Source organism: Streptomyces sp. SCA2-17 (assembly GCF_044336695.1).
Genome location: NZ_CP117521.1, coordinates 5109640 through 5127395 on the forward strand (window position 1 = coordinate 5109640; position 17756 = coordinate 5127395).

General features: G+C 68.9%; 13 protein-coding genes and 1 pseudogene. 10 read left to right on the top strand and 4 right to left on the bottom strand.

Annotation, left to right across the window (positions count from 1 at the left end):
- Nucleotides 1-96 precede the first annotated feature (96 nt).
- The 3 genes from PS271_RS23110 (at nt 97) to PS271_RS23120 (ending at nt 2291) form a co-directional block, all read left to right on the top strand.
- Entirely contained in the window at nt 97-933 is an 837-nt protein-coding gene (locus PS271_RS23110) for a carbohydrate ABC transporter permease (RefSeq protein WP_398387013.1), read from the top strand.
- Nucleotides 934-1026: 93 nt separating this feature from the next.
- Nucleotides 1027-1692, top strand: a complete 666-nt coding sequence (locus PS271_RS23115) for a hypothetical protein (RefSeq protein ID WP_398384261.1) — start codon at nt 1027-1029, stop codon at nt 1690-1692.
- A 125-nt stretch (nt 1693-1817) separates the two neighbouring features.
- Complete coding sequence (locus PS271_RS23120) at nt 1818-2291, top strand: hypothetical protein (RefSeq protein ID WP_398384263.1); 474 nt, start codon at nt 1818-1820, stop codon at nt 2289-2291.
- 67 nt (nt 2292-2358) lie between these two features.
- On the opposite strand, the gene PS271_RS23125 is transcribed toward PS271_RS23120, so the two are convergent.
- The gene (locus PS271_RS23125) at nt 2359-3489 is read right to left on the bottom strand and encodes an acyltransferase family protein (protein ID WP_398384265.1); all 1131 of its coding nucleotides are present in this window, start codon (nt 3487-3489) and stop codon (nt 2359-2361) included.
- A 115-nt stretch (nt 3490-3604) separates the two neighbouring features.
- On the bottom strand, nt 3605-5251 hold the full coding sequence (locus tag PS271_RS23130) for an FG-GAP-like repeat-containing protein (protein WP_398384266.1): 1647 nt from the start codon (nt 5249-5251) through the stop codon (nt 3605-3607).
- 1075 nt (nt 5252-6326) lie between these two features.
- Between PS271_RS23130 and PS271_RS23135 the strand changes: the two genes are divergently transcribed.
- The 6 genes and pseudogenes from PS271_RS23135 to PS271_RS23160 all read left to right on the top strand — a co-directional run bounded on the left by PS271_RS23135 (nt 6327) and on the right by PS271_RS23160 (nt 15456).
- Nucleotides 6327-7526, top strand: coding sequence for an ROK family transcriptional regulator (locus tag PS271_RS23135; RefSeq protein WP_398387014.1), 1200 nt, complete (start codon nt 6327-6329; stop codon nt 7524-7526).
- Between the two features lie 173 nt (nt 7527-7699).
- A complete protein-coding gene (locus tag PS271_RS23140) occupies nt 7700-8806 on the top strand; it encodes a substrate-binding domain-containing protein (protein ID WP_398384268.1) in 1107 nt (368 codons plus the stop codon).
- A gap of 11 nt (nt 8807-8817) precedes the next feature.
- Nucleotides 8818-9627, top strand: a pseudogene (locus PS271_RS23145) (ATP-binding cassette domain-containing protein); the annotation flags it as partial.
- Between the two features lie 176 nt (nt 9628-9803).
- On the top strand, nt 9804-11090 hold the full coding sequence (locus PS271_RS23150; RefSeq protein ID WP_398384269.1) for a sugar ABC transporter permease: 1287 nt from the start codon (nt 9804-9806) through the stop codon (nt 11088-11090).
- 635 nt (nt 11091-11725) lie between these two features.
- Nucleotides 11726-13678: a 1-deoxy-D-xylulose-5-phosphate synthase gene (dxs, locus tag PS271_RS23155; protein ID WP_398384271.1), complete on the top strand. Its 1953-nt coding sequence runs from the start codon at nt 11726-11728 to the stop codon at nt 13676-13678.
- Nucleotides 13679-13953: 275 nt separating this feature from the next.
- Complete coding sequence (locus tag PS271_RS23160) at nt 13954-15456, top strand: amino acid permease (RefSeq protein ID WP_398384272.1); 1503 nt, start codon at nt 13954-13956, stop codon at nt 15454-15456.
- 44 nt (nt 15457-15500) lie between these two features.
- On the opposite strand, the gene PS271_RS23165 is transcribed toward PS271_RS23160, so the two are convergent.
- Nucleotides 15501-15881 (bottom strand): PIN domain-containing protein, encoded by a 381-nt coding sequence (locus PS271_RS23165; protein ID WP_398387016.1) that lies wholly within the window; start codon nt 15879-15881, stop codon nt 15501-15503.
- Nucleotides 15882-16044: 163 nt separating this feature from the next.
- Between PS271_RS23165 and PS271_RS23170 the strand changes: the two genes are divergently transcribed.
- Nucleotides 16045-17133, top strand: a complete 1089-nt coding sequence (locus PS271_RS23170; protein WP_398384274.1) for a PLL family lectin — start codon at nt 16045-16047, stop codon at nt 17131-17133.
- 252 nt (nt 17134-17385) lie between these two features.
- Here the strand turns inward: PS271_RS23170 and PS271_RS23175 are convergent, their stop codons facing one another.
- Nucleotides 17386-17751 (bottom strand): hypothetical protein, encoded by a 366-nt coding sequence (locus tag PS271_RS23175; protein WP_398384275.1) that lies wholly within the window; start codon nt 17749-17751, stop codon nt 17386-17388.
- Between the last annotated feature and the right edge of the window lie 5 nt (nt 17752-17756).

Below are 17756 nucleotides of genomic sequence, written 5' to 3' on the forward strand. Positions count from 1 at the left end.
GCGGTGGACGGCGTGGCGGACGATGCGGGGACCAAGGCGGCGTCCCCGTCCCCGGTGGTCCCGGGGCCCCCCGTGGTGGATTCCCCCGAAGGGCGCATGGGCACCGAGGGAAAGGTCCTCAACGTCTTCTCGCACGGGGTGCTGATCCTGTGGGCCCTGATGGTCACGCTGCCGCTGCTGTGGGCGGTGATGAGCGCGCTCAAGGACGACAAGTCCATTTTCACGTCGCCCTGGGCGCTGCCCACGAGCCTGCACTTCGACAACTGGTCGAGGGCGTGGTCGCAGGCGCACATGAGCGAGTACTTCTTCAACTCGGTCGTGGTGGTGGCGGGTTCGCTGCTGGGCACGATGCTGCTGGGCTCGATGGCGGCGTACGTCCTGGCGAGGTTCGAATTCCCGGGGAACCGCTTCATCTATTACTTGTTCGTGGGCGGGATGAGCTTCCCGGTGATCCTGGCCCTGGTCCCCCTGTTCTTCGTCATGAAGAACATGCAGCTGCTGGACACGTACCACGGGCTGATCCTGGTCTACATCGCGTACTCGCTCCCGTTCACGATCTTCTTCCTGAGCGGTTTCTTCCGCACGCTCCCGTCGTCGGTCGCGGAGGCGGCCCTGATCGACGGGGCTTCGCACACCCGTACGTTCTTCCAGGTGATGCTGCCGATGGCCAAGCCGGGCCTGATCAGCGTCGGGATCTTCAACTTCCTGGGCCAGTGGAACCAGTACTTGTTGCCCGCGGTCCTGAACGTGGGCGATGAGGACAAGAAGCTGCTGCCCCAGGGCCTGGTGGCCCTGGCCGTCAGCCAGGGCTACAAGGGCGACTGGTCGGGCCTCTTCGCGGGCCTGGTCATCGCCATGCTCCCGGTCCTGGCGGCGTACATTGTCTTCCAGAGGCAGGTCCAGGCGGGCCTGACGGCGGGGGCCCTGAAGTAGCTCCCCGGCACCCTCCGGAGGGGCACCGGGGAGGCTTCTCCTTCAGCCCGTGGCACCGTTCTACGGGCGGCGCCCGTGGTTGTGGTCCCGGTCGTGATCGTGGTCGCGATCGTGGTCATGGTCGTGGTCATGGCGGTCGTCGTCGCGATGGTGGTTGTCGTCGCGGCGGTGGTCGTCGTCCCGCCAGTGATCATCGTCGTGGCGGTGATCACCGCGACCGTGGTCGTCGCCCCGGCCGTGGTCGTCGTCACGCCGGTGGTCGTCATCACGGCGGTGATCATCGTCCCGGCGGTGGTCGTCATCGCGCCGGTGGTCGTCCCGGCCGTGATCGTCCCGGCCGTGGTCGTCATCCCGGCGGTCGTCGTCGTGGTGGTGGACCTCGTACGGATGCACCCACCAGCCGTTGCGGCAGACGCGGCCCTCGGCGTCACGGTCCCCCTCGTCGTAGACGCCACTGCCTCTGTTCTCCCCGTTCGGCCCGGGACGCCCGTTCGTATAGACGTACCGGCAGTCGGCGGGGGTCGAGGGAGCGGCCGCCTGCGCCACCGGGAGGACAGGCAGCGCGGCCCCGGTCGCGCAGAGAACCACCAGCGCTGCACGCACAACATTTCGCATTCGGATCGCCCTTCATTGATGGGCCGCGCCATCCTGCGACCCTGGATGACCCACGATGTCGAAGGAAAGGCGGTCGTCTGTGACGTATCAATACCAAACCACACGAATGCGTATTCTGGTGCGCTATACGCCATATGTGTATGAGTGGTCAGCAGGGGATGAGGGGAGCGCGGCACATGGGTGACCGCCGGAGGAAACGACCGTGGCCTACGTGCCGGCAATTACCGGAAACAGCTCCGGGCTTCGACAAGGACGAAACATTACTTCTGATGCAGTGGCTGGCCGAGCGGGGAGCGGTCGTCACGATCTCGGCCAGTGGCCGGCAATCACCCGCCCACACACCGCAGTGGACGTTCCGGGTCTCCCCGGGCCTCAGCGTCTCCACGGATTTGCGGCAGAGCGTCACGGCCGAGGAGGCCACCGTGGCGGAGTGCATGCGCGTTGTCCTGCCCCGGCTGAGGGGCGCGGGGCTGCCCATGGACGAGAGCCCATGGGCGCCGGATCTCGAGCCGGAGGACAGCATGGAGGGGATAGGAATGCTGGTCCTGGACTGGCTGGTGGAGCAGGGGGTGAGCGTCTTCCTCAAAGCGGACGGCGAGCGGCCCATTCCCGGCTGGACCTTCTTCACGCCCGAGGGCGGACCGCTGACCGAGTTCCTGCGCGCTGACGGCACCTACGCCGAGAACTGCTTCACCCCCATGCTGGACAACCTCCGCCGCCAGGGCCTGCCCGTCCCGGTCTGAAAGCACCCCAGCAGCATTGAGCCCCCGACCGGCCTCGGACGGCAGGCCGGGGGCTCAGGCCCGGCGGTCAGGAAGTGGCAGGCCGCGACTTTCGCCGGCTGCTGGACAGGAGTTTCACACCGGGCTTCTCCACGTATTCGTGCAGGAGCACCGCGCCGATGAACGAGATCGATAGGACCAAGCCCAAGTGCAGGGTCAGAGGAATGGTGAAGTGGTGCGTCGTGAGGAAGTGGTCGACGCTGAAGATGACGATCTCGTGCACCAGGTAGAAAGCGAAGGAGACTTCACCCAGGTAGACGTTGATCCGGTTCCTGAAGGGGGAGGGCTCTCCACGGACGTCGGCGCCGGCGGCCGCGGCAATGGTGAGGGTGTACGGGATGACCGTGTCGGCGGCCCAGTGGTAGTCGAAGGGCAGGAGGTGGGACGGCCCGAGGACGGCGAAGACCGAAAGGGCGAGACTGGCGGTCAGGCCCGGTCCGCGCCAGGATCCGCTCTTCACCAGCAGTGCGACGGCGATGCCGATCACGAACTCGAGCAGGCGCACCGGCGGGAAGATGTAGAGCATGAACTTGGGGTCCCAGCCGCTCGCCTTCGCGATGTGGCTCGCGGCCAGCGGCGCCAGGACCACGCACAGGTTGCCGATAACCACCGTCGTCCACAGGCCGCGGGTGGAGAACCGCCTGATGACCTTCACCACGAAGGGGAACGTCAGGTAGAAGAGGAATTCGCAGCTGAGCGACCACGAGACGCCGTTGTACCCGAACCACCAGCCCTTGCGGTTGGGTATCCAGGACTGAGTCAGGCTCAGGTTCACCAGCCCGATGCGGGCGTCGAGGGCCTTGCCCATCCAGAGCATCGTCAGGACGGCGACGGCGAAGGTCGCCAGATGGCTCGGGTAGATGCGGGCGAAGCGACGCCGCCAGAACCCGGTGACGGTGTCGCGGGGACGGGCCGACCAGGCGAGTACGAACCCGGAGAGGATGAAGAAGAACGACACCGCCGAGGGCCCGGCGTAGACGACCTCTTTCAGCCGGAAGACATGCAGGGAGGTGCCGGTCGACGCCTCCTCGTAGGCGAAGTGAAAACAAGCGACGAGCAGCGCCGCGTACCACCGGAGGCCCGTGAGCGAGTCCAGCCGCACCCGTGAGACGGGGGACGCGACAGACGGCTTGGTGGTTATGGAAGAGGTCAGGCTCACTGTCGGTTATCCCAAATGAAGACCAGGCGAGTGCTGCGACACCTGTTGCGCCGCAGAGCCTTACAAGAGCGCTGTGCGGGCCCTGGAACAGTGCACTCCAGGGCCCGCACAAGCGCTAGATTCGTACTTTACTTCCGGGTTCGCCGACACCGGTAGCGAAGATGCCGAAATATTCCCATCCGCCGTGTCCGCGTCCGCCCTTGTTGATCCAGGCTTCCAGCGCGCCGTCGTCGTGGAGGGTGAGGTAGTCGGCGCTGCCGTCGCCATCGACGTCAGCGAAGCGGACCCTGCTGCCGGACTGGCCGACTCCGGTGGTGATGATGCCGAATTCGGTCCAGCCGCCGTGGCCGGTGCCGCCGTTGTTGATCCAGGCTTTGACGACGCCGTCGTCTTGGACGGTGAGGTAGTCGGCTTTGCCGTCGGCGTTGATGTCGGCGAAGCGGACTCTGTCTCCGGGTTCGCCGACTCCGGTGGCGAAGGTGCCGAATTCGGTCCAGCCGCCGTGGCCGGTGCCGCCGTTGTTGATCCAGGCTTTGACGACGCCGTTGTCCTGGACGGTGAGGTAGTCGGCTTTGCCGTCGGCGTTGATGTCGGCGAAGCGGACTCTGTCTCCGGGTTCGCCGACTCCGGTGGCGAAGGTGCCGAATTCGGTCCAGCCGCCGTGGCCGGTGCCGCCGTTGTTGATCCAGGCTTTGACGACGCCGTTGTCCTGGACGGTGAGGTAGTCGGCTTTGCCGTCGGCGTTGATGTCGGCGAAGCGGACTCTGCTTCCGGGTTCGCCGACTCCGGTGGCGAACGTACCGAACGCCTCCCAGCCGCCACGGCCGTCGCCGCCCTTGTTGAGCCAGGCTTTGACACTGCCGTTGTCCTGCACGACCAGGTAGTCGGCCCTGCCGTCGGCGTTGATGTCGACGCGGTAGTCGCCGGCGGGCGACTTGAGTTCCGGGGGAGCGGGCTTGACGTCGACACGCTGCCGGATCCAGCCGTCGGCAGCCGCACGGGCGACACCGTTGTAGAAGGCGTCCGCCATCTTGACGTAGCCGCTGTCCTTGGGATGCAGGTCGTCCGCGAGATCCTGAGTGGTCACCGCCCCCATGTCGACGTAGCCGACGTGCAGGCCCTTCTTCTGCCGTGCCGCCACCAGTTCCGGCACCGCGGCATTGAACTTCTCGATGCGTTTCTGGGTGTCTGCATCCGTGGAGGGGACCAGGGAAGAGACCAGCACCGTCATCTCAGGAGCGGCCGACATGATTTTGTCGACGAGTTCACCGAGGCGTTGTGGGGCCGTGTCCGGCTGGTAGGGGTCGTGCATGTCGTTGGTGCCGATGTGCAGCAGCACCACGTTGGGCTGTGCTGCCGGCAGCCACCGGTCGATGTTGTAGGACAGGCCGCCGATCTTCCAGCCCCAGTGTCCTTCGTGGTCGAGATCGGGGAGCCGGCCGTTCTGCTTGGAACCCACGAAGTCCAGGTGATCCGTGTGCGAGGCCAACTGGTTCCACAATTCGGCGCGGTATCCGGACTCGGTCGAACTGCCGGCGCCGTGCGTGATCGAGTCGCCCAGGGGCATCACGGCGAGCCGCGGCAGATTCCAGTTCTTTGCGGCGACGGCGGGCACGACCGAGTGACTGCCGGCGGAGGAGTACGCCTGCCGCTTGTCGGCGGCCACGGCAGCGGTGGCCATCAGGCCGGCCGCGAGGGCGGCAGTCAGCGCGAGTGCGACCGGTCGCGCCGACGACGGTCTGATACGGGTTCTTCTCTTCAAAGGGATGACTCTCTATCACATCTGTTTCAAGGGACCCGAGTACTTCCTCGCCGTGCGAGTGGGCACCTCGTGGCAACCATGGCTGGGCACGTCGTGCACGGCCTCCGCAACCTTGATGGCGGCAGGCCCTTCAGTTCCGCCGTATCGCGGCGGCCCGGGCGTTACGTGGGGAAGCCCTCTTCACCGTGCGCGCCGTTCGCGTCCCCGTTGCCGACGAAGCCGTCGACGAACGCCCCGGCTGTGAGGGCTCGGGTGAATCGCCGGGCGGGCCTCTCCGGGCGGAGCTTGGTCTCGTCCTCGAATGGCCGGGAGGCGCTGAAGCCCCGGTGAATACCTGCCGGGCTGCCTGTTCGCCGGACCAGCAGGTCTGCCGCTTCTTTACCGGCGAACTCTCCTGCGCCCGTCCGCGCTACTGCTGACCCTGTCATCCACGCGGTACGTGGACATATGGCAGGCATGCTGATCTTCCTCCACGACGGCAGCGCCGTCGGGGGGTTTGCTCCCCGGCCGACCGCTTGCCGTCTCCCTGGCCGAGACGGACATCCGCGACCTCACCGTCGGCAGTCACGAAGACGCGGACGGCTCAGCCACCTGTCGGTTTTCAGAAGGCCTCGGGATCGGTCTGCCGACACCGGAAACCTCGGGTTTCCGCGGTGGTAGCTATGAGTAATCCTGGGGTGACAGGTGATATGGGTGAACATACCATACGGTCTGAATCAGTATGGATCGAAGGGGGTCAGTGCACCTGAAATGGTGTCATGTGCATGTTCGTGGCCCGGTGTTCGGCGGAGGCGGCCTGTGAGCCGCGTCGAATTCCGTAGCCGCCGGTCGGTCATGCTCCGGACGGAACGGGTCCGGCGCCGGACGGGCGCCCTCGCGTCTCGGTCGTTCCGGCCGCCCGCGTACGGCGCCTTCCGTACCATGGCGGCCCCGATGTGGTTCAAGGCCTTGACGGGGGATCCGCCGGGCGGCTCAGCTTAGAGTTCATATGTTGTATGGATGCCGGGCTCCAGAGCTGTGGTCCGGTACGGGGACGGTGGTCGTGCCGTGTCCGGCTAGGCGGGAGTGGATGGGCGTGGAGACTCCGGGGTCGCAGTCGTCGCTGCACCGGGCCAACCTTGAGCGGGTCGTGCGTGCGGTGCGCAGGGCGGGGTCGCTGACGCAGGCGGAGATCGCCCGGTCCACCGGGCTGTCGGCCGCCACGGTCTCCAACATCGTGCGGGAGCTCAAGGACGGCGGGACCGTGGAGGTCACGCCCACCTCGTCCGGGGGGCGGCGGGCGCGGAGCGTGTCGCTGTCCGGGGATGCCGGGGTCGTCGTCGGGGTGGATTTCGGGCACACCCATCTGCGGGTCGCCATCGGGAACCTCGCGCAGCGCGTTCTCGCCGAGGACGCCGAGCCGCTCGACGTGGACGCCTCCGCCGCGCAGGGGCTCGACCGGGCCGAGCAGCTGGTCAGGCGGCTGATCGGGGATGCCGGGATCGATCCCGGGAAGATCATCGGGGTGGGGCTCGGCGTGCCCGGGCCCATCGACGTCGAGACCGGCACCCTCGGGTCGACCGCGATTCTGCCGGGATGGGCCGGCGCCAATCCCCGTGACGAGCTGGCCGCCCGGCTGAGCGTGCCCGTGCACGTCGACAACGACGCGAACCTCGGCGCGCTCGGTGAGCTCGTGTGGGGGGCCGGGCGCGGGGCTGCCGATCTTGCGTACATCAAGGTCGCCAGCGGTGTCGGCGCCGGGCTGGTCATCAACGGGCAGATCTACCGGGGGCCCGGGGGCACCGCCGGTGAGATCGGGCACATCACTCTCGACGAGTCGGGGCCTGTGTGCCGCTGCGGCAACCGCGGTTGCCTTGAAACCTTTACGGCTGCCCGGTATGTCCTGCCTTTGCTCCATTCGGCCCACGGTGCCGATCTCACCGTCGCCCGTATGGTCCAGCTCGCGCGCGAAGGTGACCCCGGCTGCCGACGGGTCATTTCGGATGTCGGGCGGCACATCGGTAGTGGTGTAGCCAACCTGTGCAATCTGCTCAATCCTCGCCGGGTCGTACTGGGTGGCGATCTTGCGCCGTCCGGTGAGCTCATCCTCGGGCCCATCCGCGAATCCGTCTCCCGGTACGCCATCCCCAGCGCCGCCCGGCAGTTGGAGGTCGTCCCCGGTGCGCTCGGCGGACGGGCGGAGGTGCTCGGGGCGCTCGCGCTCGTACTGAGCGAGATGGGTGATTCCACACTGCTCGACGGGCATGCTCCGGTCGGGGCTTCGTTGCCTGCTTGATCCCCGTGCTACCCCCATGGGGGATGAGCCTGCCCCCTTGAGTTCACGTAGATAACGAATGGCACCGTTGCCATCTCGTTAAGGATTTACTTCTTGACGGCCCCTTGGCGGCCGAGTTGACTTCCAGCCACCTCGGCCGCAATGACGCGGCCTCGTCAGGGAGGTTTCTGCAAGTGAACACGCATATGCGTCGTGCAGCCGTGGCCGTGGCGGCCGTGTCGATGGCCGCCGGGCTCGCCGCCTGCGGCAGCGCCAAGGAAGCCGGCGGCGGGGACTCCACGAAGGAGAAGAAGGGCCCGCTCACCATCGGGCTCCTCCTCCCGGAGAACCAGACCGCGCGTTACGAGCGCTTCGACAAGCCGCTGATCGAGAAGAAGATCAAGGAATTGGCGGGGGCCGACACCGTCGTCCTTTACGAGAACGCCAAGCAGGACGCCTCCGTCCAGCAGCAGCAGGTCGACACGATGATCACCAAGAAGGTCGACGCGCTGATCGTCGACTCGGTGGACGCGAAGTCGATAGCTTCTTCGGTGAAGAAGGCGAACGACAAGGGAATTCCCGTCGTCGCGTACGACCGGCTGGCCGAGGGGCCGGTCAAGGCGTACACCTCCGTCGACAACGAGCGCGTCGGCAAGATCCAGGGCGAGTCGCTGCTCAAGGAGCTCGGCGACAACGCTTCCAAGGGTCAGATCGTCATGATGAACGGCTCCGTCACCGACCCGAACGCCAAGATGTACAAGGACGGTGCCCACTCCGTCCTCGACGGCAAGGTCAAGATCGGGAAGGAGTACGACACCAAGGAGTGGAAGCCGGAGAACGCCAACGAGAACATGAAGGGCGCGATCTCCTCGCTGGGCAAGGACAACATCGTCGGCGTCTACTCCGCCAACGACGGCATGGCCGGCGGCATCATCACCGCCCTCAAGAGCGCCGGCTTCGACAAGCTCCCGCCCGTCACCGGCCAGGACGCCGAGCTCTCCGCCGTCCAGCGGATCCTTTCCGACGAGCAGTTCATGAGCGTCTACAAGCCGTACAAGCCCGAGGCCGACGCCGCCGCCGAGATGGCCGTCGCGCTCGCCCAGGGCAAGAAGCTCGACGGCATCGCCAAGTCCACCGTCGACAGCGGCACGCAGAAGAAGATCCCTTCCATCATCGTCACCCCCTTCGCGCTCACCAAGGGCGACATCGCGAAGTACGTCGGTCAGGAAGGCTTCTTCAACCGCAACGAGATCTGCACGGACAAGTACAAGTCCCAGTGCGACTCCGCCGGGATCAAGTAGGGATTCCGCAGATGCCCGAAACCCAGTCCGCCACCACGTCCCCCGGGGCGTCCGCCACCCCCGTCCTCGCCCTGCGCGGCATCTCCAAGCGCTTCGGTGCCGTCCAGGCGCTCACCGACGTCGACCTGGAGATCCGCGCCGGCGAGGTGGTCGCCCTCGTCGGTGACAACGGCGCCGGCAAGTCCACCCTGGTCAAGACCATCGCCGGCGTCGGTCCCGCCGACGACGGCGTCGTCGAGTGGGAGGGGAAGCCGGTCACCGTCGACCGGCCGCACACCGCCCAGGAACTCGGCATCGCGACCGTCTACCAGGACCTCGCCCTCTGCGACAACCTCGACGTCGTCGGCAATCTCTTCCTCGGCCGCGAGATCGTTCGCGCCGGGGTGCTCGACGAGGTCGAGATGGAGCGCCGCGCCCGCGAGCTGCTCTCCACCCTGTCTATCCGGATCCCCAGCGTCCGGATCCCCATCGCCTCGCTCTCCGGCGGGCAGCGGCAGACCGTCGCCATCGCCCGCTCGCTGCTCGGCGAACCCAAGATCGTCATCCTGGACGAGCCGACCGCGGCGCTCGGCGTCGAGCAGACCGCGCAGGTCCTGGACCTGGTCGAGCGGCTGCGCGAGCGCGGCCTCGGGGTCATCCTCATCAGCCACAACATGGCCGACGTGAAGGCCGTCGCCGACCGCGTCGCCGTGCTGCGCCTCGGCCGGAACAACGGGACCTTCGACGTCCGGTCGACCTCCCAGGAAGAGATCATCTCCGCCATCACCGGTGCCACCGACAACGCTGTCACCCGGCGCCGGGACCGCTCCGCGGGGGCTGCGGGGGCTGCGGGGTCTGCTGGAGCTGTGGGGGCCACCGGTGCCGCTGAGGCGGGTCCGACCACCCCGGCCGCCCAGACCGTCCCGGCCGCCCCGGTCGCCCCGGTCGCCCCGGTCGCCGAGGCTGACCCCGCCGACGCGGCCGGCAAGACCGGCAAGCCTGAGAAGGAGGCGGGCGCATGAGCACCGACCTGCCCACGTCGTCCACCGAGCCCACCAACGGCCAGGCCCCCGCGCACGACGCCCTCCCCGCCGTCGACCCCCGCCTCCTCGTCCGCGAGGAAGGCTTCGCCGGCTACTGGGGCGAATTCCGCCGCAAGATGCGCAGCGGCGAGCTCGGCTCCCTCCCCGTCGTCGTCGGCCTGATCGTCATCGCCCTGGTCTTCCAGCTGCGGGACTCGGCCTTCCTCGGCGCGGAGAACCTCAACAACCTCTTCGTCACCGCCGCCGGCACCGGCCTCATCGCGGTCGGCATCGTCTTCGTGCTGATCCTCGGCGAGATCGACCTGTCCGTCGGCTCGGTCAGCGGGCTCGCGGCCGCCGTCTTCGCCGTGCTGAACGTGAGCCACGGCATGCCGGAGTGGCTCGCGCTCGTCCTGGCGATCCTCTCCGGCACCGTGATCGGCGCCCTGCACGGCTTCTTCTTCGCCCGGATCGGCGTCCCCGCGTTCGTCGTCACCCTGGCGGGCCTGCTGGGCTGGAACGGCCTGATGCTCCAGGTGCTCGGCTCCAACGGAACGATCAACCTGGACGACTCAGGGCTGGTCGCGGGCCTCACCAACCACTACTTCACCGACATCGCCGCCGCGTACGGGCTGGCGACGGTCGCCGTGGCCGCGTTCTTCCTGGTGTCCTTCCGCGACAGCAGGCGCCGCGAGGCCGCGGGCGTGCCCAGCCGGCCGCTCAGCGAGATCGTGCTCCGCACGGTGGCGCTGGCCGTGCCCGCGTACGTGGTGGCGTGGCTGTTCAACCAGTACAAGGGCCTGCCCCTGGCCGTGGTGATCTTCCTCGGGGTCGTCGTGGCGCTGGACCTGGTGCTGCGCCGCACCTCGTACGGGCGGAAGGTCTTCGCCCTCGGCGGCAGCGTCGAGGCGGCGCGCCGCGCCGGCATCAACGTCGCCGCGGTCCGGATCTCCGTCTTCGCCCTCTCCGGGACGATGGCGGCCGTCGGCGGCATGTTCCTCGCGTCGCAGATCAACGCCGCGAACCAGTCCTCCGGGGCCGGCAGCCTCCTGATGAACGCGATCGCCGCGGCCGTCATCGGCGGCACGAGCCTCTTCGGCGGGCGCGGCAAGACCTGGTCCGCCCTGCTGGGCGTGCTGGTGATCCAGTCGATCGCGTCGGGGATGGCACTGCTGGGCATCGCCTCGGCCGTTCAGTACATGATCACGGGTGCGGTGCTGCTGGCTGCGGTCGTTATTGACTCCGTGTCCCGGAGGACGCAGAAGACCGCGGGGCGGGCGTAGGCCTTGCGGGGCGCGTAAGCCCTGCGGGGTGCGCTCTGCTCATGGGGCGCCGCCGGCCGCCGTCCGCCTGGGGCGGCGGACGGCGGCGCCTTTGTGTCCGGGGGCGCCCGCCGTACGGGCCTCCGCCGTATGGGCCTCTCGCCATGCGGGTGCCCCCGCTGTGCGGGCCTCTCGCCGTACGGGTGCGCCCGCCTGTACGGGCTCCAGCCCGCTCGCCTTCGCTGTCCGCCGGTCCGTCGTGGCTGGTCGCGCAGTTCCCCGCGCCCCTTTGGGGCGCGGGCGTGCAGCCCGCGTCCATGGCAAGGCGCGGTCGGGTCGCCGCGCGCCATACGGACGTACGTCCGAAGGGGGCCCGGTCCGGTATGCGAGGCCCGGACGCCCGCCGCGCCCGCCGTACAGCCGTACGTACGAATCGGACCCGATAGGGCTGGACCAGCCACCGTCGCCCCGCCCGTCCCGCGCCCTATGGGCCGTTTTGCCGTGCCGCAGGCCGCTCGTACGTCCGCTCGGGTGACTCAGGTCGCATCACCCGTTCATCGCCACGGCGGGCGGAACATTAGACTCGACGGATCTAGAGGTTCCTCAAGACTTCTACACGCTCTACAAGCCGACAGCTCGACGAAGAGGAGGCACGGGTGGCCCTGCTGACCCGCATCAGGGAACCGCGCGACCTGGACCGGCTCAGCCCGGAGCAGCTCGACCGGCTCGCCGCCGAGATCCGCACCTTCCTCGTCGACGCCGTCTCCAAGACCGGCGGTCACCTCGGGCCCAACCTCGGCGTGGTCGAGCTGACCATCGCCATGCACCGGGTCTTCGACTCGCCCAAGGACAAGATCCTCTTCGACACCGGGCACCAGGCGTACGTCCACAAGCTGCTCACCGGCCGCCAGGACTTCTCGAAGCTGCGCGCCAGGGACGGCCTGTCCGGCTACCCCTCGCGCGCCGAGTCCGCGCACGACGTGATCGAGAACAGCCACGCCTCCACCGTGCTCGGCTGGGCCGACGGCCTCGCCAAGGCCAACCAGGTGCGGGGCCGCAAGGACCACGTCGTCGCCGTCATCGGCGACGGCGCGCTCACCGGCGGCATGGCCTGGGAGGCGCTGAACAACATCGCCGTCGCCAAGGACCGCCCGCTCGTCATCGTCGTCAACGACAACGAGCGCTCCTACGAGCCCACCATCGGCGGCCTCGCCAACCACCTCGCCACCCTGCGCACCACGGACGGCTACGAGCGCTTCCTGGCCCGCGGCAAGGACATCCTGGAGCGCACCCCGGTCGTCGGGAAGCCGCTGTACGAGACGCTGCACGGCGCGAAGAAGGGCCTGAAGGACTTCATCGCCCCGCAGGGCATGTTCGAGGACCTGGGCCTGAAGTACGTCGGCCCGATCGACGGCCACGACATCGAGGCCCTGGAGTCCGCCCTGCAGCGCGCCAAGCGCTTCGGCGGCCCCGTCCTCGTGCACTGCCTGACCCAGAAGGGCCGCGGCTACAAGCACGCCGAGCAGAACGAAGCGGACCGCTTCCACGGCATCGGCGCCATCCACCCCGACACGGGCCTCCCGGTCGCCTCCTCCGGCGCCAGCTGGACCTCCGTCTTCGCCGACGAGATGGTCGAGCTCGGCAAGGAGCGCGAGGACATCGTCGCCATCACGGCGGCCATGATGCAGCCGGTCGGCCTCGGCAAGTTCGCCAAGGCCTTCCCCGACCGCGTCTACGACGTCGGCATCGCCGAGCAGCACGCGGCCACCTCCGCGGCCGGCCTGGCCACCGGCGGCCTGCACCCGGTCTTCGCCGTCTACGCCACGTTCCTCAACCGCGCCTTCGACCAGGTGCTCATGGACGTAGCCCTGCACAAGTGCGGCGTCACGTTCGTCCTCGACCGCGCCGGCGTCACCGGTGACGACGGCGCCTCGCACAACGGCATGTGGGACATGTCGATCCTCCAGGTCGTGCCCGACCTGCGGATCGCCGCCCCGCGCGACGCCGACCAGGTCCGCGCCCAGCTCCGCGAGGCCGTCGAGGTCAAGGACGCCCCCACCGTCGTGCGCTACTCCAAGGGCACCGTCGGCCCGGCCGTCGAGGCCGTCGGCCGCGTCGGTGGCATGGACGTGCTGCGCAAGCCCGCCGAGGGCGTGGAGTGCCCCGACGTCCTCCTCGTCTCCGTCGGCGCGCTCGCCCCGATGTGCCTGGAGATCGCCGACCTCCTCGACAAGCAGGGCATCTCCGCCACGGTCGTCGACCCGCGCTGGGTCAAGCCGGTCGACCCCGCCCTGCCCGGCCTCGCCGCCGAGCACCGCGTCGTCGTCACCGTCGAGGACAACAGCCGCGTCGGCGGCGTCGGTTCGGCCGTCGCCCAGGCGCTGCGCGACGCCGGCGTCGACCTGCCGCTGCGTGACTTCGGCATTCCGCCGCGCTTCCTCGACCATGCCTCCCGCAAGGAGGTCATGGCCGAGATCGGGCTGACCGCGCCGGACATCGCCCGGCAGGTTACGGGGCTTGTCGCGAAGCTGGACGGGCGCTTCGAGGACGCGCCCGAGGCGGCGGAGGCCGCCGGTGAGGCTGCTGCCGTGGAGCCCGTGCGCGACTAGGTTTCCGCTCTCCGCCGGTCGGCTGCACGTCGTACGTGGCTGATCGCGCAGTTCCCCGCGCCCCTTACAGACCGGGCCGGTCGTACCACCTATCCGGGTGGTACGACCGGCCCGTCTGCATATGGACCGGTGCGTCCCATCGGGTGAATCCTGGAGGTGGTGGCCGGTCAGGCCCCTGTCCGGCCCGGATCATCGCGGACACTCGCTCAGTTCCCGGTGGGCGACGGCCAGGAGCACCAGACGGCCATGAGACGCGAGCAGGTGGAGGTGGGCCGATGAGCACGAGCGAACAGCAACCTCTCGGGGAGCGCCGCGGCAAGCGCGGGGTCTTCCGTACCAAATCCGTAGAGCAGTCCATCCGGGACACGGAGGAGCCCGAGCACGCGCTCAAGAAGTCCCTCACCGCCCTCGACCTCACCGTCTTCGGCGTCGGCGTCGTCATCGGCACCGGCATCTTCGTCCTCACCGGCAAGGTCGCCAAGGAGAATGCCGGCCCGTCGGTGGCCCTGGCCTTCGTCCTCGCCGGCGTCGTCTGCGGGCTCGCGGCGCTGTGCTACGCCGAGTTCGCCTCCACCGTGCCGGTCGCCGGCTCCGCGTACACCTTCTCGTACGCCTCCCTCGGCGAGCTGCCCGCCTGGATCATCGGCTGGGACCTGATCCTGGAGCTGGCGCTCGGCTGCGCCGTCGTCTCCGTCGGCTGGTCGGGCTACATCCGCTCACTCCTCGACAACGCGGGCTGGCACCTGCCCGTCGTCCTGCAAGGCACGCACGAGGGCCGCTTCGGCTTCGATCTGCTCGCCTGCATCCTCGTCCTGGTGCTGACGGCGATCCTCGTCCTCGGCATGAAGCTGTCCTCGCGCGTGACGGCCGTCGTGGTCGCCGTCAAGGTCACCGTCGTCCTCATCGTGATCATCGTCGGGGCCTTCTTCATCAACGGCGCCAACTACGAGCCGTTCATCCCGAAGTCCCAGAGCACCACGGCCGGCGGTGACATCAAGGCGCCGCTCGTGCAGCTGATCTTCGGCTTCTCCCCGTCGAACTTCGGCGTCATGGGCATCTTCTCGGCCGCCGCCGTGGTCTTCTTCGCCTTCATCGGCTTCGACATCGTCGCCACCGCCGCCGAGGAGACCCGCAACCCGCAGCGCGACGTGCCGCGCGGCATCCTCGGCTCCCTCGCCATCTGCACGCTGCTCTACGTGGCCGTGTCCGTCGTCGTCACCGGCATGCAGAAGTACAGCGAGCTGTCCACGGACGCCCCGCTCGCCGACGCCTTCAAGGCCACCGGGCACCCGTTCTGGGCCGGGCTCATCAGCTTCGGCGCCGCCGTCGGCCTGACGACCGTCTGCATGATCCTGCTGCTCGGCCAGAGCCGGGTGTTCTTCGCGATGAGCCGCGACGGGCTGCTGCCGCGGATCTTCTCCCGGGTGCACCCGAAGTACGGGACGCCCTACCGCTCCACGATCCTGCTGGGCGTGGTCGTCGCCGTCCTGGCGGGATTCACCTCGATCGACGTCCTCGCCGAACTCGTCAACATCGGCACGCTCTTCGCGTTCGTCGTCGTCGCCCTCGGCGTCATCATCCTCCGCCGGACCCGGCCCGACCTGCCGCGCGCCTTCCGCACCCCGCTGGTGCCCGCGGTGCCCGTCCTGTCGGTCGTCGCCTCGGTGTGGTTGATGCTCAATCTGACCGCGGAGACGTGGCTGCGGTTCGCGGTGTGGATGGTCCTCGGTTGCGTGCTGTACTTCGTGTACGGGAAGCGGCACAGCCGGGTCCCGTAAGGCCTCAGGGCTTCAAGGCCTTACGGCTTCAGGGCTTCAGGGCCTCAGGCGTCCACCGCTACCGCGCTCGGTCCGGTCACCTCCGCGCCGAGCGCGGTCACGCGTGCCCGCAGCTCGCGGTCGGCCGTGACGACCACGCAGCGCCGTCCCGGCTCCCGCGCCGCCACCACCTCGACGATCGCGTCGTCGCCGCTGCCTGACGCCTCCTCGACCCGTACGCCCGGCACCGGTGCGACGCCGCGCGCCTTGCCCTCCACCACCAGGACGACCTCCGGCCCGTCCGCGAACAGCGCGCGCGAACCGGCCGCCGCGTACCCCGCGAGGCGGTCCCGCAGCCGCTCGGCCGCGCCGCGGCGGTCGCGCCACCAGCCGTCCGGCACCGAGCCGACGACGTTCGCGGCGTCCACGACGAGCAGAGTGTTCATGGTCATGGCCACAGCCTCGCACGGCGCCCGGCCACCGTGGCCGGATGTCCTGACCGGCCACGATGTTATTGTCGAGGGTCGACAAACGGGCTCCGAGCGCTCTGAGCGCAGTGCGACCGAGGCCGAGGCGAGAGCCGCATGCGAGAAAGGCTGGCAGCGAGTCATGGCAGTGCGTACGGCCACCCCGGTCACCGGCTGGCTACTGAGGGGGAGCGACGGCCGCCTGACGGCCTACGCGCCGGCCGAGGGCGGTGTCGTGCGCTGGACCGAGACCCGGCCCGGCGGCCCCGACTGGACGGGCCCGGAGCTGCTGGCGGTGCCCGGCCTGGAGCCGTGCCTGTCCATAGCGCAAGGCCCGAAGGGTTACGTCCACCTGGTCGGCGTGCGGCGCCGTGACGTCGACGACCGCACCGAGACCGACATCGTCTACGCCACCCAGTTCCAGTCCGGCCGCCCGCCGACGAACTGGCGCTCCCTCGGCTCGCCCCACGGCCAGGACTGGCAGCGCTCGGCCCAGATCGGCGCCCCCGCGGCGGCCGTCGACTCCGCCGGGCTGCACGTCTTCGTGCGCAACTCCGGCGGCGGGGTGTGCGGGCGCCGGCAGGACGCGCGCGGCATCTGGGGCCCCTGGGCCGATATGAAGGGCAGTCACGTCCTCGACGGCCTGACCGCCGTCGCCACGCCCGCCGGGCGCGTCGAACTGATCGCCCCCGCGGCCGAATTCGTGTTGCGCTGGCGGCAGGAGCAGGCGGGCGGGCCGGTGCGGCGCGTACGCAACGTCCCCGCGAAGCCGGCGTCCGGCTCCTCCGCTTCGGGTGTCACCGGCGAGGACCGCGTCACGCACTTCTGGCGTGACGCGGCGGACGGGGAGCTCCAGACGCTCGTCCCCGAGCCGGTGTCCGCGGAGGCCTCTGCCGATGCCGACGTCGAGCCTGTCACCGTCTCGGTGGGCGGCACCGGCAGCGGCCCCGTCGCCGTGCTGCGGGCCGTTCTCGACGGTCACGAGTGCACGGTGCTGGCCCAGCGGGCCGCTTCCGGCCTCCCGGCCGTCGCGGTGTGCCCCAGCGGCGACGAGACGCTCGCCGCGCAGTGGTCGGAGACGGGGGAGGAGTTCGCGGGGGCGCCGGCGTTGGCGCTTGACGCGGCTGGTCGTGTGACGGTGGCTGTGCTGGGCACGGACGGCCGCCTGCGGGTGGCGCGGCAGCGGGTCGGCGAACGCGGACTAGCCCTGGGCGGATGGCAGCGGCTGTAGGCACAGTCGGTCGATGGGCGGACGCTGCTGGGGTCCACGTCAGACCCGTCTCCAATGCGAAGCCATAGACGCCCTCAACCCCGCTGACGACGCCCGTGACGATCCGCCCGCCGCAGTGCTCGTCCGCTGACGTTGCCGTCAACTACTGCCGTCAGACACCGCAGAGGCCCCACCGGAAAGCAATCCGGTGGGGCCTCTGCGTTTCGCAGAGAAACGCGACTCTATGTTCCCATCACGCCCCGAGGAGAGTTATCAGGAATCAGCGGCGATGGCGCTCACGTCATCAACACTCATGCCCATCTCGATGCTCCCGCCGAAGCTGTACCCATCATCACAGAACACCAGATCAATATCTGCGGGCACCAAGCCTCGGAACCAGAGCGCAAACCTAGCGGCCAAACCGAGGGGGGAATCGAGGTAAATGCAAGTTCCGTCCACATGGGAGTAGCCCTCAAGCTCCTGGCTATCGTCTGTGTAAGACCAAACCACATCCCTGGACTCCTGTGACCCTTGGCGCTCATGGATCACAGCGGTCGGCCAGTCGCGCTCCAATGCTGCGATCAGATCCGAGCGTCGAACACCACAACTCTGGTCCTCAAAGACGGCTAGGTACGTCACTGACC